Source organism: Companilactobacillus sp. (assembly GCF_022484265.1).
In the GTDB taxonomy this organism is placed as follows: Bacteria; Bacillota; Bacilli; order Lactobacillales; family Lactobacillaceae; genus Companilactobacillus.
Window position 1 is genome coordinate 1,620,137 of record NZ_JAKVLR010000001.1, and the last position, 26,984, is coordinate 1,647,120.

The window sequence follows — 26,984 nt, forward strand, 5'->3', positions numbered from 1 at the left end:
TCTGACACCCCCATTCCCTTTAATTATGTGAATACATGAACTATTATACATCAATTTCAAAAATTAATATTTCTGTGTTTTTTTATTTGTGACCCATAACCGTTAGTTATAGGATACCGGTTGTTAATCCTCAGTCTTTTCTTCCTGTTCTGGAGCAACGGTATTTGGCTCGATGATCAGTGTCTCCGCCAACAGCACTTCGTTATACAGTTGCAAGACGTAGTTTTGATACTTTACTTCACTCTGGGAGATTATATCTAAGTAGTCTCTCTCGACTGACAAAGCGTTCATGAAGGCACGCATTTCCAGTTCTTTTTCCGGTCCAGTGAATTCTGGATGTCGAACTACTTCAAGCCAAGCTCGCGTAAAGTCTCGTGCCCTAGTCCGCTGCTTTTGGGTCATTAAATCAAATTTAACGGACTTTTTGACACGGTCGGGTAAATACATCTTATCGACAGCAGCGAGAGCCCTATGGACCATCTCGACTCGAATTTTATCAAGTTCTTTATCCGCGTCTTCATCAGTAACGTCTTTATCCAAGATAAAGCGAAAGGCAAAGGTAGGAACTAACAAGCTCAAAATGATCAAAACGCAGGCAGCCATCAAGACAAGATTAAAATCTCCACTCTTAACATGAAATTCTGCCAACGTATATGCCAATGCAAGTGTGACTGCTCCATGGACTCCACCAAGCGAAAATATCCAAGCAGAGCGATTACTGAACTTCAAACGTATTCTTCCATAAATATATCTGACCAACACGTCGATCACATAAATTGTGAAACCAATTAGGACCCAGTTGAGTGAATTAAGACTAAGTCGTTCTGTTTCCATGATCCGAACAAACATAAATCCTAAAATAACAAAAACAATACTGTTAAAAATTTCGGTAATCAGTGAGATAAGGTCAAAGCCTAAATGAATTTGTGAGGCGTTCAATAATTTACTGCGCTGTGCTTCAGCATTGTGGACTAATCCAGCACAGACGACTGCAATGATTCCGGAAACGTGGATCTGTTCTGAAAAGAAATATAAAACAAATGGCGTCATTACATACAAGAACATTTGTGCATTCAATGAGTTGTACGATGTCCGCATCAAAATTTGTCTAAACATCACCATGACCCAAGCGACAGCAAATCCAAATAAGACTCCGCCGACGGCTGAAATGAGAAAGTCGATCAAAGTCTCTCCATAATTGATGTAGCCATTTACATACCAAAGGATAGCCATATTCAATAAAATAATACCTGTAGCATCATTGAACAACGATTCCATTTTTAAAAAGGTGCCTTCGTTTTGTGGCACTTTTAAACCGTTCGTGACTGAATCCATAGCGGTCGCATCGGTCGGAGTTGCGACAGCAGCAAGGATGAATGCTAGTGGCAACGCAATTCCCCCGACTAGTGCCACGCCAAATCCAGAAACGATCATACAAACTACCACTAAAATGACCGCTGTTTGAATAATGTGGCGAATTTCCTTACCTACGGAATTTAACGGCGTTGCCTGCCCCTCAAAAAACAGCAACGGAGCAACCACTAACCCGATGAATAATTCCGAGCTAAATGAATCAGATCGATCGCCCATCATTGGAAAAAACGAAATAATCCCTCCGGCAATCATCGCAATATAACTGACAGAAATTTTTGGAAATATTTGCGATATGAACATACTAATAACGGCTGCTAAAACTAAGATGAAAGTCGAGATCATCAGAGTCAAAAGAGTCACATCCCCTCAATGTGATTAAAATATTAATTTAAATATAGCACAACAAAAAATCCTCTCTGAATATTTTGCATCCAGAGAGGATTTTTGGTTATTAATTGTTTTATTTCATTTATCTATTATTACTTGCCGCCAAATACTGCTAGTCCACCGGCTGGATTCTTCCAGTCTGGGTCTTGGGCTGTTACGACTAGTTTTTCATTTGTAAAGGCAGTGAGGCCTAGAGCACTCATTTCACGTCCATAACCTGAACCCTTTACACCACCGAATGGCAATTCTGGCAATGATACTAAGAACGAGTTTACAAAGACCATACCTGTTTCGATTTTTTCAGCAACGGCTTTACCGTGTTGTGGGTCTTCAGAAACAACGATTCCACCTAAACCTAATTCTGAATCGTTAGCCAATTCGATGGCTTCCTCATCAGAACCTACTTTGAATACTTGGGCAACTGGTCCAAACATTTCATCGTAAAATTCAGGGTTATCTTTGTCGATATCAGTCAAAATTATTGGTTGTAAGAATTGTCCTGGCAAGTCGATTGGTTCGTTACCATAGTAAACTTTAGCACCACCGGCAACGGCTTTGTCAATTTGTCCTTGCAACTTCTCTTTGGCACGTTTTGAGTTCATTGGAGCGATAGTTGTCTTAGGATCCATTGGGTCGCCTGGGACCAACTTTTCAAAGTTAGCCTTCAACTTCTTCAAAAATTCGTCGTACAAGTTGTCGGCAACGATGAATCTCTTATCTGAAGTACATACTTGTCCAGCATTGTAGATACGAACTCTCCAAGCTAGATCAACAGCCTTGTCAACATCAGCGTCAGATAAGACAACAAAGGCATCAGAACCACCGAGCTCCATTGAGTTCTTCTTCAAATTTTTACCAGCATTTTCAGCAACTGATTGACCACCACGTTTTGAACCTGTCAAAGCTACGCCTTGAACACGTGGATCAGCAATAATATCAGATACTTGATCGTAACTAGCGAACAAGTTAGTTAACGAACCATCTGGAGCACCAGCATCTTGAACAACTTTTTCAAAAGCTGCAGCTGATCCTGGAGTGTTTGATGCATGCTTCAAGACCATTGGATTACCAACCATGAAGTTAGGTGCAAACACACGCATGATTTGATAATAAGGGAAGTTCCAAGGTTCAACCATCATCAAGACACCAGTAGCTTGGTGCAAGATCTCAGCATCACCTGTATTGCGACTAGAAATTGGCGTTGGTTTCAACATTTCTGCGCCATGATCTGCGTAGTAGTCCGCAATAATAGCACAAAGTTCAACTTCGCCTTTTGATTCTCCATATAATTTACCCATGTCGATCGTGGCAATTTTAGCTAATTCGTCTTCATTTTTTCTCAATAAATCAGCAATTTTATGTAGGGTTGCTGCACGACTTTCAACTGGTTCGTTATACCATTTTTTATATAATGCGTATCCTGTACTCAAAGCCTTTTCGATTTCTTCGGAAGTTGCATTTGGGTATTCCTTTACAAGTTCGTTGTTATAAGGATTAACTGTCTTATAAGCCATACTAATTCCTCCTAAATCCTATCCAAAATAAAATATCTGTTGAGTCCAAAGTTACAAAATCATTGTAGACTAACGATTTATTTTTACAATTATTTCAACTCAAACGCTTTCATTTGTCAATCAAATAATTAGAAAATTTTTAAAAAAATAAGTCTTTTTCAAATATTAAAGTGACGTAATCATTGTCTTGACAACGTTTATAACGTATAGACCAATCAAAATATTTTTTGTGAATTATTTTAAAAAAATCTTTATAAAGTCTATTATAACAGAAATCGATTGTTCACAATTTAACAATCTTTTTAATAGACCTTTTCTCTAAAAACGTTTCTTAAATCTCGGCGGCATCGTTACGTAACGTCTAATCAAAGTCGTATTCGTCTGGGTCGGGGCCAACTCGAAGCGACTCATCCATCCCATTCAGCTTCTTCATATCTTCAGAATCCAAGCTAAAGTCAAACACATCAGCATTATCGATCATTCTTTGTTGATGGACTGACTTAACGTTCAATAAAATATCTTGTTGAATATCCCAACGTAAGATCACTTGGGCAGCTGACTTACCATGCTTTTGGGCAATTTCCAAAATTATTTCATCCTGTAAAAGCTTGCCCTGCATTAATGGTGACCAAGCTTGGATCTTAATATCGTGTTCAGCGGCATATGCACGCAATTCTTTTTGAGCCAACCTAGGATGTAATTCCACTTGATTCAAAACTGGGACTACTTCAGCAAATGACAACAAGTTTTCCAGGTGATGAACTTCAAAATTGCTGACGCCGATAGCCTTGATTTTTCCATCCTTATACAATTTTTCTAAAGCCTTATATGAATCTTCATAAGCATCGTTTCCTGGCCAATGAATCAAATATAAGTCCAAATAATCAAGTTGGAGTTTTTCCAAACTTTCGTTATAGGCTGCGATCGTTTCATCGTATGTGAGGTGATCATTCCACACCTTAGATGTTACAAATAGATCTTCTCGCTTCAGTCCTGTTGATTTTAAACCAGCTTTAATACCTTCGCCTGTGGCAGTTTCATTTCCATAAATATGGGCCGTATCAATCAAGCGGTAGCCATTTTCGATCGCCGTCTTAACGACATCTGCTGTATCGTCATTTTCGATTTGAAAAACGCCTAACCCTAATCCTGGAATACTTGTTCCGTTATTTAACTTAACTCTGTCTTGTAATGATTCGATCATGTTGATTTCTCTTTTCTTATAAGTAGTGACAATTTGCAACTAACGCTTTATTTCTTACAAATCGCCGTGCATGATGTATCTTATAAGCATATGTCTTCATATGGAAGTACCCACTTTGATGTATCATAAGCACCAAAAAGTAAGTATTGAGAATTAGCAACGATTAGCGAGGTAAAAATTTTGACTAGAAAAACATACAACATCGGCGTAGAGATGACGATGGAAGTCATGGGTGGAAAATGGAAACCAGTCATCCTCTGCCACTTACGCCACGGAGCAAAACGCCCCAGCGACCTAAAAAGATTGATCCCTGACATCAGTCAAAAAATGTTGACTCAAGAATTACGGGAATTGGAAAAGATCCATATTATTGACCGTAAAGTTTACAACCAAGTCCCACCCAAAGTAGTCTACTCACTGAGCGATTATGGAGAAACTTTAGGACCAGTACTCGACAGCCTCTGTACTTGGGGAACAAACCATATTAATAATTTGCAAAAAGCTGGTTACGATATAACTTTGCGCGAAGAATAACCTAAGTAAGTGCCTCCTTTCGCTAGCAACTACACCCTAGTGCTTCGAGTGCACTCTAAGTCAATAGGATTTTTAAAAAAGTGTAGTCAATATCAATATTTATCAAACGGAGTTATCTTATGACCAAAAAATATCACGTCTATCAAATCGATTCTTTCACTAAAAATATTTTTTCAGGCAATCCGGCTGGTGTCGTCACCAACGCTGACGGTTTAACTGACCAACAAATGCAGCAGATTGCTCGTGAATTGAATAATTCAGAAACTGCTTTTGTCTTGCCAGCGTCTGACCCCTTAGCTGACATCCAAGTTCGTTTTTTTACGCCAACGACTGAGGTTCCAATCTGCGGTCACGCTACGATTGCAGCTCATTATGCTTTGGCCACTGAAAATAATTGGGATACTCGAAAAACTATTCAACAAACTAAAGCTGGAAACGTCCCCGTAAATGTTATCAAGCAAGATGATGGCTACAAAGTCATCATGACTCAGGGAAAAATTGAGATCAGCCAGCCACTAGATCTGCCAATCCAATACCAGATCATTGATGCCTTGGGATTATCAGTTGCCCAAATGAATCGCTTCTGTCCAATTGAAATTGCCTCCACAGGACACTCGAAAGTTATGGTCGGGATCAATAGTCTTGACGACTTAAACAAGCTTGAGCCTGATTTAGACAAATTGTCCAAAATCAGCCAAGAAATAAAATGCAATGGTTTTTATGCTTTCACCGTTGACCCAAATGAAACACCCTTAATACACGGCCGAATGTTTGCACCTGCTATTGGCGTCAATGAAGATCCCGTAACGGGTAACGCCAACGGACCGTTAGGAGCCTACCTAGTTCAAAATCAAGTTGTTCCTGTAAAAAATCGACGTTCGTTTGGTTTTCAAATTGCACAGGGTGAAAAAATCAACCGTCCTGGTTCAATGGTCGTCCGTGTTTCAATCGATAACGGTCGGCCTACTAAAGTTAAAATCATTGGTGATGCTGTCATCGCATTTTCAACTGAAATAGAGTTGTAAACCACCGCTGTTTTTCTTTGTTTTCACAGCTTTGAGAGCGATTGTTTCACATGGAACATATTGTGGGAACATACAATCACGACACCATATATTGTATTGGTAAGAGTTTACATTCTACAAATTGTGGTACTAAAAAAACATCCATTTTCATGGATGTTTTTTTTACAGTCTATTTTTCATTTATTATTTGGGCGATCTCTTTGATATCTTTTGGCGTTGTTCGACAACATCCTCCGATCAGTTGTGCACCAGCTGCCATCCACTTTGGGACTAAATTGCTAAATGTATCCGATTGTGGATTCGGTGTCCAAGTTTTGGTTTTAGGATCATAAATGTCACCATTGTTAGGATAAACCACAATTGGCTTGTCGGTGACTGCTCTGATCGTCTTAACAGAACCTTCAATGTTCTCTAAAGTCGTACAGTTAACTCCTACGGCAGAGATTTGATCAAAAACATTGAAGTACTTCACCGCTGATTGCAATGGCGTGCCATCGCAGAGTGTCTTTTCATCCTTGATACTAAATGAAAGCCATGCATGTTGGTCAGGAAATTCCAATTTCAGCAAATCCACTAAGGCCTTAGTTTCGGAAAAATTAGGCATTGTCTCGAAGGCAAATAAGTCGACGCCAGCTTGGTTTATCAGTTCCATTCTTGAACGATGAAAGTCCATATATTCTTTTTCACTCAGGTCATAATCGCCCCGATATTCGCTGCCGTCAGCTAAATAAGCACCATAAGGTCCAACGCTTCCAGCAATCAATGGATATTTTGCTCTTTTATCTCTTTGTTCCTTATTTAAACTTCCATAATAGTCGTCTCGAGCTTTAACTGCTAAATCAACTGCTTTAACGATCAAATTCTTGCTAGCTTTTTTACTCAAGCCCATTTTAATAAACTTGTCGACATTTGCTTGATAGGTATTGGTGATTGCTACATCAGCACCAGCTTGAAAATAACTTTTGTGAACGGCTGTAATTGCCTCAGGATTTTCAATCAGGGCAGTTGCCGACCAAAGGTCGTTATCAGTATCAACACCATATTTCTCTAGTTCTGTAGCCATCGCACCATCGATCACCAGTCCAGATCTATTTTGTAGATTTTCTGAAATTAAATCAGCCATGTTCACATCTCCTTTAAGGATATTAATATCTTGCGATATATATTCATGTAGTTTACAGTAAATATTATTAAACTTTTTTAATGATATTCTAATCAGAATTTTTATGCAAGGTGGTCGCCCATGGGGAACGAAAATAAAGAACATGTTAGTTTAAAAAGAAATATGGAATCGCGCCACCTATTAATGATCTCCTTAGGTGGAGTTATCGGAACCGGGCTATTTCTAAGCTCCGGATATACCATTCATGAAGCTGGTCCGATCGGGACGATCCTCGCCTATGCCATCGGTGCCATTGTAGTCTATTTAGTAATGTTGTGTTTAGGAGAGCTCTCGGTAGCAATGCCAGAAACTGGCTCGTTTCATGTCTATGCTGATAAATATATCGGACCAGGCACTGGATTCACGGTTGCCATTCTCTATTGGCTGACCTGGACGGTGGCTTTGGGTTCGGAATTTACCGCTGCCGGATTAATCATGCAGCAGTGGTTCCCGCACTCGCCTACTTGGGCTTGGAGCGCACTGTTTATGATCGTGATCTTTGTCTCCAACGCCCTCTCAGTAAAATTTTTTGCTGAAACAGAATTTTGGTTTTCAAGCATCAAAGTTATCGCCATCGTATTATTCATTGTCGTAGGATTTTTAGCAATCTTTGGCGCTATTCACATCAAAGGCTATTCTCACGCACCAATGTTTACTAACCTATATAAAGATGGAATTTTTCCAAATGGTTTCAAAGCTGTTTTCACTACTATGCTGACCGTTAACTTTGCCTTTTCAGGAACTGAGTTAATTGGCGTTACAGCTGGTGAAACTAAGGATCCTGCTAAGAACATCCCTCGAGCAATCCACACGACGCTTTTACGACTAGTCATCTTCTTTATCGGAAGTATCGTGGTCATGTCATCGCTGATTCCTTGGCAAAAAGCCGGAGTTGACCAAAGCCCATTTGTTCTAGTCTTTAAGAGTATTGGCTTGCCATTTGCTGGGGACTTAATGAATTTCGTTGTTTTAACGGCCATCCTTTCTGCCGCAAACTCTGGACTCTACGCTTCAACCAGAATGCTCTGGTCGCTGGCTCACGAAGGTATGATCCCTTTGAAATATGCCAAAACCAATCGTCGTGGCGTCCCAATGATTGCTCTCTGCTTGAGCATGCTAGGTGGAATTCTCGCCTTAGTATCAAGTGTGGTCGCCGCCTCAACAGTATACCTAGTTCTAGTGTCGATTTCGGGACTAGCTGTTGTCATCGTCTGGATGGCAATCGCCTTATCCGAGATCAACTTCAGACGTCAATTCGTCAAATCAGGACACAAAGTATCAGAACTAAAATTCAAGACTCCATGGTATCCAGTCGTACCTTGGGCAGCATTTATCATGAGTTTCTTATCCTGCGTCTTGATAATTTTTGATCCAAACCAACGCACGGCACTGTTCTATATGATTCCATTCTTGCTTCTCTGTTATGGAGTTTATTACGGAAAGGAATACTTAAAACGTCGTCAACAAGTCCAAGAATAGTTGTAATAAAAAAGCGGATAACCAATTATTTTAGTTATCCACTAATTTTTAAAAGCCTCCCTCGGGAGGCTTTTTATTTTCTAATTGATATTAAAAGTTGCTCCACCTAATTGTTTAACAGTAGCTGGATCATGCATATTTCCAAATAAACTTACTCCATCATCTAAAGTACTCATTTGTTTCATTTCTTCGTCAGTTAAATTAAAGTCAAAAATTTGTGAATTCTCAATGATCCTAGCTTCGTGGACAGACTTAGGTATCACAACAATATTTCGTTGATTCAACCATCTTAAAATAACTTGTCCATTAGTTTTATTGTATTCATCAGCAATTTCTTTAATCGTGGGATTGGTAAAAATCCCTTTCTTGCCTTCAGCAAATGGTCCCCAAGCTTCAGGGACAATATCGTTATCCAATAACCATTGAACTCGTTCTGATTGAGCAAAAAATGGATGTAATTCAATTTGATCAACAGTTGGTTTGATTTCGTTGTGCATCATCAAATCTTGTAGGCGATCGTTTTCAAAATTAGCAACACCCAAAGCTTTTAACTTGCCAGCCTTATAGGCATCTTCCATGGCTCTCCATGAACCATAAACATCACCAAGTGGTTGGTGGATCAAATATAGGTCGATATAATCCAAACCTAACCTTGATAATGAAGCCTCAATTGCTTTTTGAGTATTCTCATAACCAGCATCTTGAACCCAAAGCTTGGTTGTTACAAATATATCCTTACGGTCAACGCCGCTCTCTTTAATAGCTTCGCCAACTGCGCGTTCATTCAAATATGCTGCGGCTGTATCGATCAAACGATAGCCATTATTCAAAGCCTCTAAAACGGACTTTTTACATTCATCAAAATCAGGAATTTGAAAGACTCCGAATCCTAAAGTGGGCATTTCAATTCCATTATTCAAAGTAATTTCTTTATCCATAATTTCTCCTTATTATGCTTCGTTAATTCCAACACTTGACTTGTTATCTAAATCAGTTTGTTGAGTCAATTTAACGACGTAATCGGCAATACTATTTCTTGAAACATCGTGACCGCCAAATGGTTCTCCTTTTTGAGTAATTTGATAATTCACTGGACCGTTGGTGTACCAGCCTGGGCGAATGATCGTATAGTTTAGATCTGAATTTTCGATCAGATCAGCAGCTTCTCTAAAAGGTTTTAAAATTCCATTACTATAAGGTTCTGGCGAATCTCCTAACCATGATGGTATCTCTTGATAAATACCCATAGTGGTAATAAACGCCAAGCGTTTTACTTGTTCTTTATCCATTGCTTTAATAATGTGTACTGCAAAACTTTTCATGTCGCCACTGAGTGCAACGAAGACAAAATCTTGACCTTTGATTGCTGAACTTAATACTGCATCATCTGTTACATTACCTGAAACGGCTTGTTCTCTAGTATCATCCAGCTTTAATCTATCTGCTCTGCGAGAAAACAAGGTTAGTTGAGCATCCGTAGCCTGTAAAAACATTTGTCGAACCGCGTTGCCGATTGATCCAGTTGCTCCAATAATTAATACTTTTTTCATAAAACAATCTTCCAATCTATTTATTTAATATCTTCTGTATGCCAGATAAAGTTTGAATTACGTTCAGCAATTAGCCATTTACCTGCAACTTTTTCATACTTATCTTGATATCTAACGCCTTCGTTGGTTGTAACAACTTTGTTGTTCTCATCGGTTTTAACTAAAACAACATAGTTATATGCCACACCTGTAGCATGGGTGTCATCAACAAATTCTACAGTCTGTTGTCCACTCATATGAAAGACTGATGAATATTCATCCATTGATGAACTAAATGCATTAAAAATTTCTTTTCTGCCGTTGAGAGTAAAACTCACTTTACCGTCATTGATAATATTGACTACGCCGTCCTCAGTAAACAGCGCAATTTGTTTGTCATTTTCCTTAGTGTCTGAGTAATTTGAAAATAAATCTACTAATTCCTTTAATTCGATACGATCTGAAATTTCTTGTGTGTTCATTATATAAATCTCCTCTGTTTTTAAACTTCATTTGTTTACAAGCTTTATTATGAGATCTGATTATTCATAAAAAAATGGTCGATATTTATTATTTGGTTACTTATGCCACTCATTTTTGGTAACCGTGACATTAAATTTTATCGAGGTTGTTTAACAGGTTCTTTTCTCGTGAAATTAATAATGATAGCAACGATCACTAAGATGAAACCAATCAACATAATGGTATGCATACCATTAAATAAAATTGTCCGTAATTGCGGTAATAGATCCTGTGGCAAAGTCTTGGCTGTTGATGCATCTGTAAGTTTATTGATCATTCGCCCAGTAATTCTGCTGTTAACTTGACTCGCAGTGCTGATACTCAAAACTGCACCAAAGATAGCTGACATAAATGTTTGACCTAAAGTTCTAAACAATAATCCAAATGTAGTTGATACACTAATAAATTCTTTTTTTACGCCGTCTTGCAGTGAAACTTGCATAGGTGTAAATGAAAGACCCATACCAAATCCTTCAAAGGCACCGCTGACTAGTAACCACCAGTACGGAGCATTCTTTGTTGCTAAAACCATGGCCAGCGCAGAAATCAAAATGCTGCCACTACCAATCATTACAATGTTTTTGTATGACATCTTTGGCATTAATCTAGCTGTTAAACGAGTTCCTAATAGTAAAAGAACTGAACCACCAATTTGGGTCAAACCACCATAAGTAGCGTTAGTGCCCAGCAAACCTTGTGACCACATTGGGGCGTAAACACTGTATCCAATAAAGAATCCATTGATCAAAAACATAATTACGTTTTGAGACTGGATCCGCCAATTTTTCAACAATTCCGTTGGTACTAAAGGATTCTTTTTTGATGATTCGATTCGGTAAAAAGTAACCATCAAAATTAACCCGATCACTAATAAAATAATTGTTCTAGTCATACTTGAAGCAATTGAATCGCTGGCAAATAACAATACGACTAAGGTAAAAATCAACATTCCTGACCCTAAATAATCAAATGATCTGTCGGTTGTTTCACTACGATTCTCTTTATATGCAAATTGGAGCATTAGTAGTGAAATAATTCCAATTGGTAAATTGATAAAGAATACCCAGTGCCATGAAAGTGCGTCAACTAACCAACCACCAATCAGCGGTCCGACAACTGTTGATAGTGTGTATGATGCTGTGACCCAGCCAAGAGCTCGAGCGCGCTCAGAAGGATTGGGATAAAGATCTGCGTATATAATGAATGGAATAGAAACCATTCCACCTGCACCAATACCCATGAAAGCACGAGCAATAATCAGCATGATCATATTAGTCGACATTCCACCCACAACCGAACTAACTACAAATAATAGTACGGAAATTTGGAAGGTTAACTTTTTCCCAATGATCTCGCCAACTCGTCCCCACAAAACAGTTGTAACAGCTGTTCCTAGTAAGAAAATCGAACTGATCCAACCTATTAGTCTTATGCCATTTAAATCACTGGTAATGGCAGGTAAAGCAGTATTAACGATGGTAGCATCTAAGCCACCCATGAAATTAGCAACTAACAAAGCAATTGTTGCAATTGCCATTCTTCTCTTTGTCATAATTCTTTTCTTCTCCTAATACATTTTGGCTTGTGACTTTACGATCTGCCATTGGCCATTTTCTTTTCTTAATTCTGTTCTTGACTGAAGTGGCCAAGTATTGCGAAATCCGTAAATCCTAGCATCTAATTCATTTCTAGAAATGACTTGAGCAACGTCTCCATTGACCTCAACTTGCATCAACTTTTCTTTACTGCCGAAGTAATGCATCCGTCCCATTTTTATTTGTTTTAGCCATTCTGCTTTAGTTTGGTCTGTTCCCGTAATATGAATAAAATGTGCTTGCGGTGAGATTACTTTATTTAAAATATTCAGGTCTCCGTCGATCATCCCTTGAACTTGTTGACGAACGATTGAAGCGACTTTTTCTTCTTCACTAATCTTTGTTGTCATTGCTATGCCTCGTTGTTTTCCTTTGCGATGAGTTCATTATGCAATGGATTATTTTGCAAAAAAATGGGCAGTATTTTTGAATGAGTGACATAAGTAACCTTTTTTCAAAAACAGTGTCATAAAGTTAGCAGATTTGAAAAAAAGGCAGCAAAAAAGCAGATATTTGCTTGAAATATCTGCTTTCGTTATTTATTTTGTTTTAGAAAATTATCAACTCCACCTTGCATTAAGAGGATAGCAGACTCGATTACTTTTTCCAGTGGTTCGTGTTTTCCTTGATTGACCCACTGTTTATAAATATTTAATCCTGTTTGCTCAACAAAATTCAGTAAAACTGTTTTTTGCCAATCTTCCATTAAATTAAATTCTCTAGACTCGCCCCAGGTCGAATTCATTACATTATCGATCATTTGTTGCCGAATGCCAACATAACCGCCACCCGCACTAGAGGTTATCCTATCGTAGGCCTTGCCCTGACTAGCTGAATACGTAAAGAATGTCCTAACGCTTTTAGCTAAATCCCGAGGATACTGAAATTCTTTGACTTCTTCTAAATAAGCCTCAGCGTATTTTGCTTGCATCTCGGTCAATAAATCATCGAGCGTTGGATAATAACGATAAAATGTTTTCTTATTTATTTGGGCTAATTCAGAAAGTTCTTTGACCGTTATTTTTGAATATTCTTTTTCACAAATCAACTGTTCAAAAGCCTTATAAATGCTCGAAATCGTCCTCTGAACACGTAGATCCTCATATCCACTTATCTTCATTTTCCATACCCCGCTTATAAATTAACCTAATGTAATTTTAATACATTTAGTAATTTCTAGTTAGGAAAACTAAAATAACTGACGACGATTGGATTCCACCTTGGAAAAAAATTGAATGGAAGTGGCTTTTTTATTTGCGTACGATCATATTAATTGCTTGTTCCAATTTCTTCGACTGTTCAGCTGGATCTACATCGGGATTTTCGACGCATTCTTTCAAATTAGTCGCTACTACCATGCCCATCACACGGTCAATGCTAGAACGGACCGCACTCAATTGAGTCATGATATCCATACAGTCTTTGTCGTCATCGATCATTTTTTGGATACCACGAATTTGGCCTTCAGTTCGTTTTAAACGATTGATAACTTTCTTTTGTTGTTCTAGGTCACGGCTAGTGCTCATAATAATCCTCTTTCATACTTAATTAAATAAATAGATTTAAGTTAGCTTGCTCAGTATCGCCAAGATAAGTTGCTACGCCGCCAAAGTTGACGAAATCGTACAATTCTTCTTTTTCGATGCCCATGATGTCCATGCTCATTGTACATGCTACGAATTTAACGCCGAGATCATTGGCTTTTTTCAGCATAACTGGCAATGGATCAACATTTTTCTGTTTCATAACAGATTTTATCATTTTTGATCCGGCGCCGCCCATATTCATTGTCGAGATCGGCAATTTATCAGCATTTGATGGCAACATTACATCAAACATTTTTGCCAGACCATGCTTCTTGATCTTTCTCTTCTTGAGAATGTTCAAGCCCCAGAAGGTGAAGAAAATCGTAACTTTTTTACCCATAGCAGCTGCTCCGGTTGCGATGATCATCGATGCCAAGGCTTTATCCATATCGCCATCAAATACGACCATGGTTGCTCCTTCTTTAGTTTCATGAAGGACACCCTCTTGCATCGGAACTTTAACGTCCGTATTAGTTTCGACAACTGACGTATCGCTACTGTCACCCTTTGCGACTGTTGCAACGACAGTATCACCTTCGATGTTGTTTGATAAGACAGTGTTACCAGTGTTTTTAGCCCAAGATTCGATGTCTGAACTAAATCCAAAGTCACTAGCTTTAACGACCATCTTTTGACCATCAGACATCGTATCCATATGTTGCTTAACTTTTAAAATAGGACCAGGGCATTGCAGACCACTGGCATCCACTTCAATCGTCTTTAAGTTTTCATCGCTCGTTTGAGCAACCGGAGTTGTGCTTGTAGCTGATTGGTTATTTTTAAAAGGCTTGTTATTGATTTGATACTTGGCGATCTTATAAGTCTTAAATCCACCGTCAATATTGACCACATCAAAGCCCTCATTTTCCAAAATCCTAGCGGCATTGTAGCCTCTTAAACCGACTTGGCAATATACATAGATAGTCTTGTCTTTTGGCAATGAGTGCAAGTTTTGACGAATTTGATTCAGTGGGATCAAGGTACTGTTCTCGATTTTTCCAGTCGCTAATTCGAAATCCTCACGGACATCAAGAATGAAGGCACCATCTTCAACCAATTTATCAATTTCTGTCCACTCGATCGTCTTAACGCGACCGTTCATCATGTTGTCAGCAACATAGCCTAAGTAGTTCACAGGATCTTTCGCACTTGAATAAGGTGGTGCATAAGCTAGTTCAAATCCTGCTAGGTCAGTTACCTTAGCCTTTAATTTCATGGCCGTAGCGATGACGTCAATTCGCTTATCGACACCTTTAGTTCCAACTGCTTGAGCACCCAAGATCCTACCCGCATCGTTAAAAAGCAGTTTCAAATTAATTGGACTAGCACCAGGATAATATCCCGCACTGGAATTAGGATGAATGTGGATCACATGATATTTGATACCCTGTTTATTGAGCGTTTTTTCATTATCGCCAGTGGAAGCTGCCGTTAGTTCAAATACTTTTGCGACTGAAGTTCCTTGAGTTCCAAGATATTCAGCTGGGATACCATTGATAACGTCGGCTACTAATCTACCTTGACGATTTGCAGGCCAAGCTAATGGAATATTAGTCTCCGTGTGGTCAACTAAATTAGTCACCTCAATCACGTCTCCGATAGCGTAAACGTGTGGGAAATTAGTTTGTAAGTGGTCATTGACCTTGATGGAATTTTTCACGCCTAGTTCAATTCCACAATCTTTAGCTAAATCGCTAGCTGGAGTAATACCGATCGATAAGATCGTCAGATCTGACTGTAATTTTTGACCACTTTGCAAAACTAGTTCTTGGCCATGATTTTGAAATTCAGCTAATCCGTCATTCAAGTATAAATTCACATTGTGCAAGTTGATCTGCGAATGAAGTTGTTGGGCCATTTCAAAGTCAAGATTAGGCATGACTTGATTGGACATCTCAACTAATTGAACATCTAAGTTCAACTTTTTCAAATTGTCGATCATTTCTAGGCCAATAAATCCCCCACCTATCACAGTCGCTGTTTGAACATTATTTTTAGAAATATAATCCTTGATCTGATCCATGTCAGGAATATTTCTCAATGAAAAAACGTTGTTAGCCTCGTTTAAGCCTTTGATTGGTGGAACAATTGGTTTTGCTCCAGTCGAGATGATTAGGTCATCGAATGATTCGTCGTATTCTTCACCCGTCTTGAGATTTTTGACCGTAACTTTTTTACCCTCTGGGTCGATCGAAGTTACTTCAGAAAAATTGCGAATGTCCAAACCATATTGTTTCGACATTCCTTCAACTGTTTGGACCATCAAGCTGTCACTCTCTTTGATCTCACCGCCGACATAGTATGGTAATCCACAGTTTGCAAATGAAATGTATTCTCCTTTTTCAAAAAGAATGATCTCATCTTCTTCATTCAAACGACGTAATCTGGTTGCAGCCGTAGCTCCACCAGCAACGCCTCCAATGATCAATATTTTCTTAGCCATTTCGCTCGCCCCTTTGTTTGTTATTTCACAAAGAAATATACCCCCTGGGGTTTATTTAGTCAATAGTAAATTTATAGAATGTGACAACTTCAACGTATATTAGCTGTTGAATATTAAAAAACAATTTAGAAAAACAATAGAATTATGACAATATTCTGATATGTTAATTAGTAATACCCCCGCCGTGTATTCAAAGGGCCGGCTCGAATGTCACTAAGCTGGGATATACTATAATTAAACGAAAAGGAGACACATCATGAAAGTAATCAACGTAAGTTTAACTGTTCAACCTGGCAAACAAGTTGACTATGAAGCCTTTGTAGCAAAACTTGTTGCTGGTTCACTAGCAGAAGCTGGCAACCTTGACTATGGCCACTTCAAAAAAATCGGTTCTGACAACGAATATGAAATCGTCGAACACTGGAAAGACGCTGACGCAGTTGAATCTCACAACAATACGCCACACTTCCAAGAATTCTTAAATCACATCGGAGACTATGTTACTAAAGACCCTGAGATCATCAGAATGGATAACTAATTTAATGTTTACATGCAAAAGGGATGAGAACTTTCACACGAGTTCTCATCCCTTTTTGTTTAAAATTTATGATTTTTGATTTGATAGTGCGCTGCTTCATAAGTTAAATATCCACCGTCAATATTGACTACATCGAATCCATTGTTCAATAGGATCTTGGCACCGATATATCCTCGAAGACCTGCTCGACAATAGACGTAGATCGTTTGATCTTTCGGCAATTCGTCTAAGTGATCTCTCAATGTATTCAAATTAACTAAATGACTGCCTTTAATATGGCCATCCGAATACTCCATATCTTCACGGACATCCAGCAAGTACTTGCCCTCGTCTACTAATTGGTCGACTTCTGACCATTGAATCGTTTTAACTCCATCGTTGATCATGTCATCAGCCACATATCCTAAAAAGTTGACTGGGTCTTTGGCACTTGAATAAGGTGGCGCATATGACAATTCAATTTCTGCTAATTGATCTGCCTTAGCACCAAATTTAATTGCCGTCGAAATGACATCGATCCTTTTTTCAGCATATTTTTCTCCAACCGCTTGAGCACCTAAAATGCGTCCATCATTGCCATAGATCAGTTTCAGATCGAGTGGTTTTGAGTCTGGGTAATAGCTAGCGTTGGATTCAGGATGGATGTGTATAACGTTATGATCAATGCCCAATCTCGTCAGAGTTTTTTCATTATCACCTGTGGACGCAGCGGTCGTATCGAACACTTTAACCACTGAGGTTCCTTGTATACCGGGATATTTTGTCGGTATTCCATTAATAACGTCAGCGACTAGTCTACCTTGACGATTAGCTGGTCCAGCTAGTGGGATATTAGTTTCTGAATGGTCGATCAAGTTTTCTACTTGGATAACGTCGCCAATCGCAAAGATATTTGAAAAATTAGTCTGGAACTTGTCATTGACCTTGATGGTGTTCTTAACGCCTAATTCGATACCCGCTTGTTGAGCTAATTCGCTCGCAGGCTGTACGCCAATTGCTAAAATCGTCAGGTCGGAATCTAATACCGTACCATCTTGCAAGACTAATTTTTGACCAGTTTGTTGAAATTCTTTTAAGCCATTATTCAAATATAAGTTGACGCCCTTGCGATTGATCTCAGCATGCAGTAGTTGTGCCATTTCAAAGTCTAAACTTGGCATCACTTGATCAGATGCTTCAACCAACTGAACATTCAAACCTAAATGTCTGAGGTTGTCCATCATCTCTAGTCCGATGAATCCTCCACCAACGACAGTTGCAGTCTTAACATTTTCGTCAGCGAGATAATTTTTGATCTGGTCAGTATCGGGAATGTTTCTCAACGTGAATACATTTGTGGCTGAAGCTAAGCCAGGAATGTTGGGTACGATTGGTTTAGCTCCAGTAGAAATGACTAGATCGTCAAAATTTTCAGTATAAGTTTCGTTTGTCTTGTGGTTAATCACGGTAACTTGATTATTTTGGGGATCGATCTTAGTTACCTCGGATAAATTGCGAATGTCGAGGTTGTACCTGGCTGACATCCCTGCCACTGTTTGCACCATCAAATTATTTCGGCTAGTGATCTTATCGCCGATGTAATAAGGCATCCCGCAGTTTGCAAATGAGATGTATTCGCCTTTTTCGATCATGATGATCTTATCATCTTCGTTCAGTCGACGCAGTCTAGTTGCTGCAGTAGCTCCACCAGCGACGCCACCTATGATTACGATTTTTTTAGCCATATTTACCTCCTTATTTACTTGTCTGTCACAGTTAATATACCTTATTGGCAAATATACAACCAGAGCATATCTGGAAATAAATTAAAGATATGTTGTACTATAAATTTGAACAAAGCGAATAGGAGATTTTGTAATGCTTGCAATATTGATTGGTATCGTAATTGGTATTGGCTTGCCAATGCAAACTAGTATCAACTCACGTTTAAAAGTAGCTGTGGGTTCCCCATTTGTCGCTTCTTTGACGTCATTTACACTGGGAACGATTTTTCTGGCAATTATCACTTTGATCATGGATCACAGCTTATTATTTTCTAGCAAATTATTTGCCACTCAACCGATTTGGCTATGGATCGGTGGGTTTCTTGGAGTTATTTATTTAACTTCGAATATTTTGCTATTTCCAAAATTAGGCAGCGTCCAAACGGTGATCTTTCCAATTTTAGGACAGATCATCATGGGACTAGCTATCGACAACTTTGGTTTATTTGATTCAATCCAAAAGCCACTCAGTTTGACAAGATTTTTTGGTGCCCTTTTGGTCATCAGTGGTGTCGTCTGTGCAGTCGCAATGGACAACATAATTCGTAAATTTCACAAGACAAATCTAGATGAACCTAAATCATCTGGATTAATTATTTGGAGAACTTTAGGTATCGTTGCCGGAATGTTAGGTGCCTCACAGACTGCTATCAACGGACATTTAGGCGTTGTTCTCAAATCATCCGTTAAAGCAGCATTTATCTCATTTTTAGTCGGGACGATTGCCTTGATCGTCATAGTTTTGATCCTGCATCCTTCAATAAAACTCACCACTCAAAACGGTAAGAGCAATCCTTGGTGGATGTGGATTGGTGGTGTCATTGGTGCACTATTCGTCTTTGGAAACGCCTATCTAGTACCTATCATAGGCACTGGGCTAGCTGTTGTAATAATCTTGGTTGGTCAGATGACCGGCAGTTTGCTCGTTGACCAGTTCGGATTATTAGAATCAAACAAGAATCCTGTAACGCCCATTCAGATAGTCGGGATTTTAATTATGATTGCGGGAGTTGCCTTAATTCGGCTCTTTTAAATTAGTAAAAAATAAGTTTATTAGAATTAAAGCGGATACATTAGAAAATGTATCCGCTTTTTTTAATTTAAATGTTATCGCTAACATTATTAATATAATTATTGATTGCATGATTAATCAAAGTACTTTACGCTTAATTGTGAAATATATTTCAATCACAAAAATCTTGGGGGAAACGTCTTGTTTGCATTTTCGCAATTGCATGTAAGCAGTTACGTAATTTTGTTATGAAAAACAAAAAATCTACGTGGACATCTATCCTGCCGTTTTTAATTTTCGTTGGTTTATACCTCTTTGTCGGTATTTTCCTAACAGCAATCGGAAATAAAAAGGGCTTTTATGCGATGCCTGCATCTATTTCAGTTATTGTTGGTATTATTTTTGCATTCTTGATCTACAGGGGCACGATCGATGAGAAGTTCAATAGTTTGATTGCCGGATGCGGCGACAACAATATCATCATCATGTGTCTAATTTTCCTTTTAGCTGGGGCTTTTGGAAGCGTTACTGAAAAAATCGGAGGGGTTGAATCAACCGTTAATTTGGGCCTCCGTTTAATTCCGAGCCAATTCATAGTTCCTGGTATGTTTTTAATCGCTTGTTTCGTCTGTTTAGCGATCGGAACTAGCATGGGTACTATCGCTACGATCGGACCTATTTGTATCACCCTAGCAGCAAAAACTGGTATCAATCCAGCCTTGCTATTAGGCGCTTTGCTTGGTGGGGCAATGTTTGGTAACAACATGTCGATCATTGCTGATACTGGGATCGCTATTACTAGAATCCTGGATATTCCAATCAAAGAAAAATTCAAGTTGAACCTTAGAACTACTGGTTTAGCAGTAATTGGGACTGTTATCTTGTACTTCTTCTTTGGTAACACGGGAGCTACTACTATCACTGATATTGGTGGCTACAACTTGATCAAGATTCTACCTTACATTGCTGTGTTGGTAGTATCGCTGATGGGTGTTAACGTCTTTGTCGTCTTAACGATGGGGATCATTTTAGCCGGTGGTATCGGTATTTATTACGGAAGCTTTGATATCTTAGGCTTTACCGGCAGTATTCAAACCGGTTTTCTAAATATGTTTGATGTTCTTATTTTTTCGTTATTAATTGGTGGTTTAGCTGCTATGGTCAAAGACGCTGGCGGTATTGAATGGCTCAACCAAAAGCTTCGTAAGATCATTGTCGGTCAAAAATCTGCTAAGTTCGTTGCCATGCTATTGCCCGGTGCCGTTGACGCTTCATTAGCTAACGATACAGTAACCTGTGTTGTTACTGGCCCAATCATTAAAGAGATTTCTGACGACTATCACATCGACCGTCGAAAGAGTGGTTCTTTGATGCATACGACCGTCTGCGTTCTGCAAAGCATCTTGCCTTATGGAGCCCAGATCTTATTAGCAACTAGTCTTACAGGTGGAAAAGTTTCGCCGATTGCAATCATCCCATATCTCTGGTATGGCTTCTTAGCACTTGGAATCTCAATTTTGACTATCTTCATTCCATTTGACGAACGAAAAAAGGACCGTGTCAAAGATCCAGCCGTCAAATCCGACGTCAAAACCGAATTACAAGCCAATTAACAAAAAATTTTTTTCGATTAAATTTTCAGAATTATTTATTAACAATTAACTAACTTTCAGGGGAGAATTCAAAATGTCTAATACTTATTATGAAAACGCCAAAGAATTTGGTGAAAAATATTTAAAACCTTACGCTGCTGACATCGACGAAAAAGGTCGTTTTCCTAGCGAATCAATCAAAGAACTCCGCAAGAACGGCTACTTTGGACTAGTTATTCCTAAAGAATACGGCGGCCAAGGAAAAGGCGTTGAAGAGCACGCTCAAGTATGTACTGGACTTGCAGAAAGCTGTGCTTCAGCATCCCTTTGCTACATGATGAGTAACGTTGGTGCTTACTGTCTATCGCTTTACGCTTCAGAAGATCTGAAAAAAGAAATTCTTCCTAAGGTTGCCAGTGGCGAGATCATCTTGGGACTCGCTTACTCAGAAACAGGAACTGGTACTCACTTCTATCTTCCAGAAATGACAGAAGACCAAAAAGACGGCTACGCAATCTTGAATGGTCGCAAGAGTTTCGTTACCACAGCTAGAGAAGCTGACTACTACTTAACGATTGCTCACAACCCAGAATCTGGTGAAAATAACCTTTGGTTAGTACCTGGCGACAGCGAAGGACTTTCATTCGACTCATACTGGAACGGCGTTGGCCTTCGTGGTAATGCTTCTGTTCCAATGATTCTTGACAATACTAAGGTTGATAACTTCTACAAGATTGAAGGAAATGGCGATGGCGACCGTTTGATTTTCATCGTTGGTTTAGCTTCAGCTTGTGCCGGAATTGCCATGGGAATCGCTAATGAAACTGCAACTTACGTTAAAAAGAGAACTTACTCAGGTGGTACATCACTAGGTGAGATCGAATCAGTTGAAACTGGTCTAGCAAATCTTTACACACGTGGTTATGCAGCTCGTGAAACATTGTTTGCTGCCGCACGTAGCGTTGACCGCGAAGACGACGATGCCTTCCAAAACGCAATCGCTGCTCGTGTCAACTCAACTAAAGCTGCTGTTGCCAATGGCTCAGAAGGTATGAAACTCTTCGGTGGTATCGGATATGTCCGCAACAAGGAACCAATGGAAAGATTAATGAGAGATTCACTAGCTGGACAAGTAATGGCACCAGGAATCGATGTTCTACGTATTTGGTTAGGTAGATTACAAGTGCAATTACCTTACATGAGACCAGAAGTTGCTGAAGAAACAACTAGCGTTAAAGAATAATTTTTCAAACGAATCGTGCATTTAAAAATAGGGGGAAATTTCAATGAGTAACAGCAAAATTAAATTAGGTGCAGTTTTATATTCACCACAAGTAACCGTAGTTTGGGGCATCATCGCTAAATATTTCGAATCACAAGGTATCGACTTGGATACTGTGTTTTACAAAGACTATCGTAAACAAGTTAAAGACTTGGTTGACGGAAACATTGACGTTGCTTGGAACTCGCCATTGGCTTATGTTGAAGCAAAGATCAGATCAAACGACACTTGTGGCTACAGCTACATGCGTGACACAGACCGCGATCGTAAGAGTACTTTCTTAGTTAAAAAAGACAGTGGTATCAAGAGTGTTGAAGACCTACGTGGCAAGACAATTGGCTTTGGTGCCATCGATTCGCCACAAGCACGTTTGATCCCAATGGAATACTTACATGAAAATGGCTTAGAACCAGGCAAAGATTACGTTGAAAAAACTTTTGACGTTGATGTCGGTCTTGATGGAGATCACGAAGGTGGAGAAGTTGATGCCTTGAAAGCACTTAAAGCAGGGGATGTTGATGTTTCTGTAACTACTGAAATCAACCGTAAAAACTGGACAATGGATGGAACAATTGATGAAAATCAAATCGTTGTAGCCGCATTAACTGGCTTATATGACCACTGCATCTTCTCAACACGTCCAGACTTCCCAGAAGACCTCAAGGAACAATTTGAAACAGCTTTAGGCAACATGGACTACAACAATCCAGAACACAAAGAAATGATGGATCTTGAAGGCTTGAAGAAGTGGATCCCAGGCAGAACTAGCGGATTCCAACTACTTGAAAAAGCCGTTGACTACTTAGATTTTTTTAAGGAGTAATACTATGACAAAATCATACCCTCTATTTCCAACGACCTTAATCGGAAGTTGGCCCAGAAGCAGGGAAGTACTGTTAGCGCTTCGTAAGCATCGCAATGGCCAAATGTCAGACGATGACTTCAATGAGTTGATCGAAAATGAAACCGCTCGGATCATCAAGCTTCAAGAAAAATTAGGGTTAGATTTCATCGTTTCTGGCGAACTTTCAAGAGACAACTACTGTTCGTTCGTTGCTGACCGTATCGGCGGCGTTGATTTATTATCAATGAACGACGTGATCGACTACGTGCCTGACAAGCAGTCGTTTGAAGATATTTTAAGCACTTTAGACGTTCCTTCGATTGCAATCAGAAACGCCATTTGTACTGGCAAATTGGAATATCATCCAATCGCCGTCAATGAATTGAAAATGTTGAAGAAATACACTGACAAGCCAGTTAAGATCACTTTGCCAGGACCATATCTACTAACTCGTTCAATGTGGCTTTCTAAGCTTTCAGGAAAAGCTTACGATAGCAAAGAAGATCTTGGTAAAGACGTTGTAAAGATCCTTCAACAAGAGATCGATAACTTGCAAAAAATCGGCGTAGATATCATCCAATTCGACGAGCCAGTTTTAACGGAAGTAGTGTTCACTGAAGGTAAGACTAGATCCTTCATGTGTGCTGCTTTAGCTGAAAAGAAAGATCCAACTGACGAATTAGAGTTTGCTAAATCATTATTGAAACCAGTTATGGACCATATCGACCGCAACAAGTCGATTGCCTCCATGCACGTCTGTCGTGGAAACTGGAGCAACGATGAAAGCATCTTGCTGACAGGTGCTTACACGCCATTGTTGGACTTATTCGAATATGTGGACCCAGACTTATTGACCTTAGAGTACTCAACTCCACGTGCCGGAGACTTCAGTACTTTGATGGCTTCTGATCAAATCAGAAACAACGACATTATCGGCTTAGGCGTCGAAAATCCTCGTTTATACGATGCTGAATCAGTTGATTTCATCAAAGATAAGGTCAAAGATGCCTTGCAGTATCTACCTGCAGATCGAATTTTTATCAATCCTGACTGTGGTTTTGCGACCTTCTCCAATCGCCCAGTCAACAAAGAAGAATTCATCACTAACAAGATTAATTCACTAGTTGAAGCATCTCATCAACTTCGCCAAGAATACAGTACCGTTCAGGAGTAAAGATCAAATGGAAAGACTATTAAAAGAGAGTAAATACTACAACATCGACTTACGTACAGTTGGTCAAAATGACGATAGCAATAAGATTTACATTGACAATACCTCCTATACCATTGCCAAAGAGATCAGTTTCGATTCTGAAAATACCGAAGCTACTAGCATGACGCATTTTGCTGACTCGATTGCCAGTTCAGTGATTTTTTCGATCACCAATTACGATAAAAAACATGACGAACTTGTCGATGAAATTGAAGGTAAATTTTCTTTTCAATTAGTAAATCCACTATCTTACATCGGTGTCATCGGATACGATGGCGAACCAAAGATAGATGAGATCACGATGGTCCTGTACATTGTATCTGTTGCTGAAGAAGACGAGTTGAAAGAGTTATGCGATAAAGCAATGAAAAACTCATTGATCCTTAACTCGATCAAAGGCAGTATTAAGATTAATACCCGCGTTAAACTAGTTTATTAAACATTAAAGCCGCCAATTATGGCGGCTTTTTTGATGTCCGAGAACAATCATTTGACTATTTTGAGGTTTAGATTGAATATGATCACGTTGTTACAAATATTTTTTTATTTTTCGCATCAAGATTTTATATAACTTGAAAGAAGGACAAGATATTATGACAAAAATGATTGCTGGACAAGCTTTAGTTAAAGTGTTGGAAGATTGGGATGTCGACCACGTTTACGGTATCCCAGGAGGTTCGATCAACCATACAGTTGAGGGACTTTACTTAGAAAAAGACAAGGTCAAATACATTCAGGTACGTCACGAGGAAGTTGGTGCAATTGCCGCATCAGCTGACGCTAAATTCACTGGAAAAATCGGTGTTGCGTTTGGATCAGCTGGTCCTGGTGCAACTCATTTATTCAACGGACTTTATGATGCCAAAATGGACCACGTTCCTGTCTTAGCCATCGTTGGTCAAGTACCACAAGCAACGATGAATACTAACTATTTCCAAGAAATGGATGAAACACCTATGTTTAGCGATGTAGCAGTTTATAACCGGACTGTTACGACTGCTGAACAGATTCCTTACGTCATCAATCAAGCGATTCGTGAAGCTTATCGACAAAAGGGCGTTGCGGTCGTAACCATTCCAGAAGACCTTAGTTCAACGGAAATCGACTATCAAGCACCAAAGACACCTAAGGTAGTCGAGAATAATTTTTCACAAGTCATCAATCCTGAAGATGTCGAAAATACACTCAAGATGATCAAAGAGTCTAAACATCCTTTGATCTATGCTGGACGTGGTTTACTAGGTGCAAAAGACACTTTGACTAAATTCTCTGAGCAATTCAATATTCCAGTCATGAATACAGTGCCGGCTACAGGGGTAATTAGCACTGACCATCCTAATTTTATCGGCACTTTCGGACGTCTTGGCAGCAAGTCTGGATTTGAGGCTTTACAACATACTGACCTGATCTTGTTCTTAGGCTCAGAATTCCCATTTGCGGGCTTTTGGCCAAAGGACTTAAAGATTATCGAAGTTAACAATAATCCATACGACATCGGCAAAACAGTCGATGTAGACTATGCTGTGATCTCTGATGCCCAAAGTTATTTGCAAGCTTTGATCGATACCAAAGAAACGCTTCCTGCTACTGATTGGCTCAAAGCTAACCAAGAAAATAAGGCCAATTGGGACAAGTGGTTGGCAGGCCTTGCTAAAGACGACAGCAATGGTCTTAATCCAGAAACGATCACTGCAAAAATTGCTGAAATGGCTGGTCCAAACGATACTTATGGCGTTGATACCGGAAACGTGTCAGAGTGGGGCGTTCGTGGACTGCCAATAAATCATAATCAACGTTTCGCTATCTCTGGACTTTTTGCAACAATGGGCTTTGGACTTCCTGCGGGTCTAGCGGGTGCATTAAGCGTCCCTGACGCTCAAGCCTGGTCTTTATCAGGTGATGGTGGATTTTCTATGGTCGCTCCTGATATCATCACAGAAGCTCGCTACGGCCTTCCAGTCATCAACGTCGTCTTTGCTAACGAGAGACTCGGCTTCATTTACAACGAACAAGTTGTTACCAAGCAACACCTTTACGGAGTCGACTTAACTGGCGCCGACTGGGCAAAGGTTGCTGAAGGTTTAGGCGGGATCGGATTTACTGTAACTTCAATCAAAGAAGCCGACGAAGTCTTTGCTAAGATCAAAAAATTGCAAGCTTCTGGCAACAAGAAACCAATCGTCATCAATGCCGTCATCAAACAAGATGACCCAATCACGACTGCATTTATGCCACTTGATCCAAAACTATACGGTCAAGATACAGTTGATCAATATGCTAAGCAATATGGAATCGATACTAAAGAACAACCATCCCTCGGAGAACTACTTCGTGCTAAGGGTGATGAAAAATAAGTTATCCACATGTGAATAACTTTTGAAATTAA

At 39.3% G+C, this 26,984-nt stretch carries 24 protein-coding genes; 11 read left to right on the plus strand and 13 right to left on the minus strand.

The window, feature by feature from the left end:
* Positions 1–123: 123 nt before the first annotated feature.
* From LKF16_RS07860 to LKF16_RS07870, 3 genes are all read right to left on the minus strand, one after another.
* Entirely contained in the window at positions 124–1,725 is a 1,602-nt protein-coding gene (locus tag LKF16_RS07860) for a cation:proton antiporter (protein WP_291470250.1), read from the minus strand.
* A gap of 128 nt (positions 1,726–1,853) precedes the next feature.
* On the minus strand, positions 1,854–3,275 hold the full coding sequence (locus LKF16_RS07865; protein ID WP_291470251.1) for an NAD-dependent succinate-semialdehyde dehydrogenase: 1,422 nt from the start codon (positions 3,273–3,275) through the stop codon (positions 1,854–1,856).
* 361 nt (positions 3,276–3,636) lie between these two features.
* Positions 3,637–4,479 (minus strand): aldo/keto reductase, encoded by an 843-nt coding sequence (locus LKF16_RS07870; RefSeq protein WP_291470252.1) that lies wholly within the window; start codon positions 4,477–4,479, stop codon positions 3,637–3,639.
* 180 nt (positions 4,480–4,659) lie between these two features.
* Here LKF16_RS07870 and LKF16_RS07875 point away from each other — a divergent pair, with 180 nt between their 5' ends.
* Complete coding sequence (locus LKF16_RS07875; protein ID WP_291470254.1) at positions 4,660–5,013, plus strand: winged helix-turn-helix transcriptional regulator; 354 nt, start codon at positions 4,660–4,662, stop codon at positions 5,011–5,013.
* A 119-nt stretch (positions 5,014–5,132) separates the two neighbouring features.
* Complete coding sequence (locus tag LKF16_RS07880; RefSeq protein WP_291470256.1) at positions 5,133–6,038, plus strand: PhzF family isomerase; 906 nt, start codon at positions 5,133–5,135, stop codon at positions 6,036–6,038.
* A 169-nt stretch (positions 6,039–6,207) separates the two neighbouring features.
* Here LKF16_RS07880 and mmuM read toward each other — a convergent pair whose 3' ends face one another.
* Entirely contained in the window at positions 6,208–7,161 is a 954-nt protein-coding gene (gene mmuM, locus LKF16_RS07885; RefSeq protein WP_291470258.1) for a homocysteine S-methyltransferase, read from the minus strand.
* Positions 7,162–7,281: 120 nt separating this feature from the next.
* Here mmuM and LKF16_RS07890 point away from each other — a divergent pair, with 120 nt between their 5' ends.
* The gene (locus LKF16_RS07890) at positions 7,282–8,679 is read left to right on the plus strand and encodes an amino acid permease (protein ID WP_291470260.1); all 1,398 of its coding nucleotides are present in this window, start codon (positions 7,282–7,284) and stop codon (positions 8,677–8,679) included.
* An 80-nt stretch (positions 8,680–8,759) separates the two neighbouring features.
* On the opposite strand, the gene LKF16_RS07895 is transcribed toward LKF16_RS07890, so the two are convergent.
* The 8 genes from LKF16_RS07895 to LKF16_RS07930 form a co-directional block, all read right to left on the minus strand.
* Positions 8,760–9,617: an aldo/keto reductase gene (locus tag LKF16_RS07895; protein ID WP_291470262.1), complete on the minus strand. Its 858-nt coding sequence runs from the start codon at positions 9,615–9,617 to the stop codon at positions 8,760–8,762.
* 12 nt (positions 9,618–9,629) lie between these two features.
* A complete protein-coding gene (locus LKF16_RS07900) occupies positions 9,630–10,229 on the minus strand; it encodes an NAD(P)H-binding protein (RefSeq protein ID WP_291470264.1) in 600 nt (199 codons plus the stop codon).
* A gap of 20 nt (positions 10,230–10,249) precedes the next feature.
* Positions 10,250–10,690: a nuclear transport factor 2 family protein gene (locus tag LKF16_RS07905; RefSeq protein WP_291470267.1), complete on the minus strand. Its 441-nt coding sequence runs from the start codon at positions 10,688–10,690 to the stop codon at positions 10,250–10,252.
* 137 nt (positions 10,691–10,827) lie between these two features.
* On the minus strand, positions 10,828–12,282 hold the full coding sequence (locus tag LKF16_RS07910; RefSeq protein ID WP_291470269.1) for an MFS transporter: 1,455 nt from the start codon (positions 12,280–12,282) through the stop codon (positions 10,828–10,830).
* Positions 12,283–12,297: 15 nt separating this feature from the next.
* Positions 12,298–12,675 carry a nuclear transport factor 2 family protein gene (locus LKF16_RS07915; protein WP_291470270.1) on the minus strand — a complete coding sequence of 126 codons (378 nt, stop codon included), beginning with the start codon at positions 12,673–12,675 and terminating at the stop codon, positions 12,298–12,300.
* Between the two features lie 185 nt (positions 12,676–12,860).
* Positions 12,861–13,445 (minus strand): TetR/AcrR family transcriptional regulator, encoded by a 585-nt coding sequence (locus LKF16_RS07920; RefSeq protein ID WP_291470272.1) that lies wholly within the window; start codon positions 13,443–13,445, stop codon positions 12,861–12,863.
* A gap of 130 nt (positions 13,446–13,575) precedes the next feature.
* A complete protein-coding gene (locus LKF16_RS07925) occupies positions 13,576–13,851 on the minus strand; it encodes a metal-sensitive transcriptional regulator (RefSeq protein WP_291470275.1) in 276 nt (91 codons plus the stop codon).
* Between the two features lie 22 nt (positions 13,852–13,873).
* Complete coding sequence (locus LKF16_RS07930) at positions 13,874–16,354, minus strand: FAD-dependent oxidoreductase (protein ID WP_291470277.1); 2,481 nt, start codon at positions 16,352–16,354, stop codon at positions 13,874–13,876.
* A gap of 256 nt (positions 16,355–16,610) precedes the next feature.
* On the opposite strand from LKF16_RS07930, the gene LKF16_RS07935 reads away from it, so the two are divergent.
* A complete protein-coding gene (locus tag LKF16_RS07935; protein WP_291470279.1) occupies positions 16,611–16,892 on the plus strand; it encodes a putative quinol monooxygenase in 282 nt (93 codons plus the stop codon).
* A 59-nt stretch (positions 16,893–16,951) separates the two neighbouring features.
* Here the strand turns inward: LKF16_RS07935 and LKF16_RS07940 are convergent, their stop codons facing one another.
* Positions 16,952–18,616 (minus strand): FAD-dependent oxidoreductase, encoded by a 1,665-nt coding sequence (locus LKF16_RS07940; RefSeq protein WP_291470280.1) that lies wholly within the window; start codon positions 18,614–18,616, stop codon positions 16,952–16,954.
* Positions 18,617–18,749: 133 nt separating this feature from the next.
* Here LKF16_RS07940 and LKF16_RS07945 point away from each other — a divergent pair, with 133 nt between their 5' ends.
* The 7 genes from LKF16_RS07945 to spxB all read left to right on the plus strand — a co-directional run bounded on the left by LKF16_RS07945 (position 18,750) and on the right by spxB (position 26,952).
* Positions 18,750–19,688, plus strand: a complete 939-nt coding sequence (locus LKF16_RS07945; protein WP_291470281.1) for a DMT family transporter — start codon at positions 18,750–18,752, stop codon at positions 19,686–19,688.
* A gap of 227 nt (positions 19,689–19,915) precedes the next feature.
* The gene (locus LKF16_RS07950; protein ID WP_291470282.1) at positions 19,916–21,280 is read left to right on the plus strand and encodes a Na+/H+ antiporter NhaC family protein; all 1,365 of its coding nucleotides are present in this window, start codon (positions 19,916–19,918) and stop codon (positions 21,278–21,280) included.
* A gap of 73 nt (positions 21,281–21,353) precedes the next feature.
* The gene (locus tag LKF16_RS07955) at positions 21,354–22,502 is read left to right on the plus strand and encodes an acyl-CoA dehydrogenase family protein (protein ID WP_291470284.1); all 1,149 of its coding nucleotides are present in this window, start codon (positions 21,354–21,356) and stop codon (positions 22,500–22,502) included.
* Positions 22,503–22,545: 43 nt separating this feature from the next.
* The gene (locus tag LKF16_RS07960) at positions 22,546–23,364 is read left to right on the plus strand and encodes a phosphate/phosphite/phosphonate ABC transporter substrate-binding protein (protein WP_291470285.1); all 819 of its coding nucleotides are present in this window, start codon (positions 22,546–22,548) and stop codon (positions 23,362–23,364) included.
* 4 nt (positions 23,365–23,368) lie between these two features.
* The gene (locus LKF16_RS07965; RefSeq protein WP_291470287.1) at positions 23,369–24,559 is read left to right on the plus strand and encodes a cobalamin-independent methionine synthase II family protein; all 1,191 of its coding nucleotides are present in this window, start codon (positions 23,369–23,371) and stop codon (positions 24,557–24,559) included.
* A gap of 7 nt (positions 24,560–24,566) precedes the next feature.
* Positions 24,567–25,037: a hypothetical protein gene (locus tag LKF16_RS07970; RefSeq protein WP_291470288.1), complete on the plus strand. Its 471-nt coding sequence runs from the start codon at positions 24,567–24,569 to the stop codon at positions 25,035–25,037.
* Positions 25,038–25,191: 154 nt separating this feature from the next.
* The gene (gene spxB / locus LKF16_RS07975; protein WP_291470289.1) at positions 25,192–26,952 is read left to right on the plus strand and encodes a pyruvate oxidase; all 1,761 of its coding nucleotides are present in this window, start codon (positions 25,192–25,194) and stop codon (positions 26,950–26,952) included.
* The last annotated feature ends 32 nt before the right edge of the window (positions 26,953–26,984 follow it).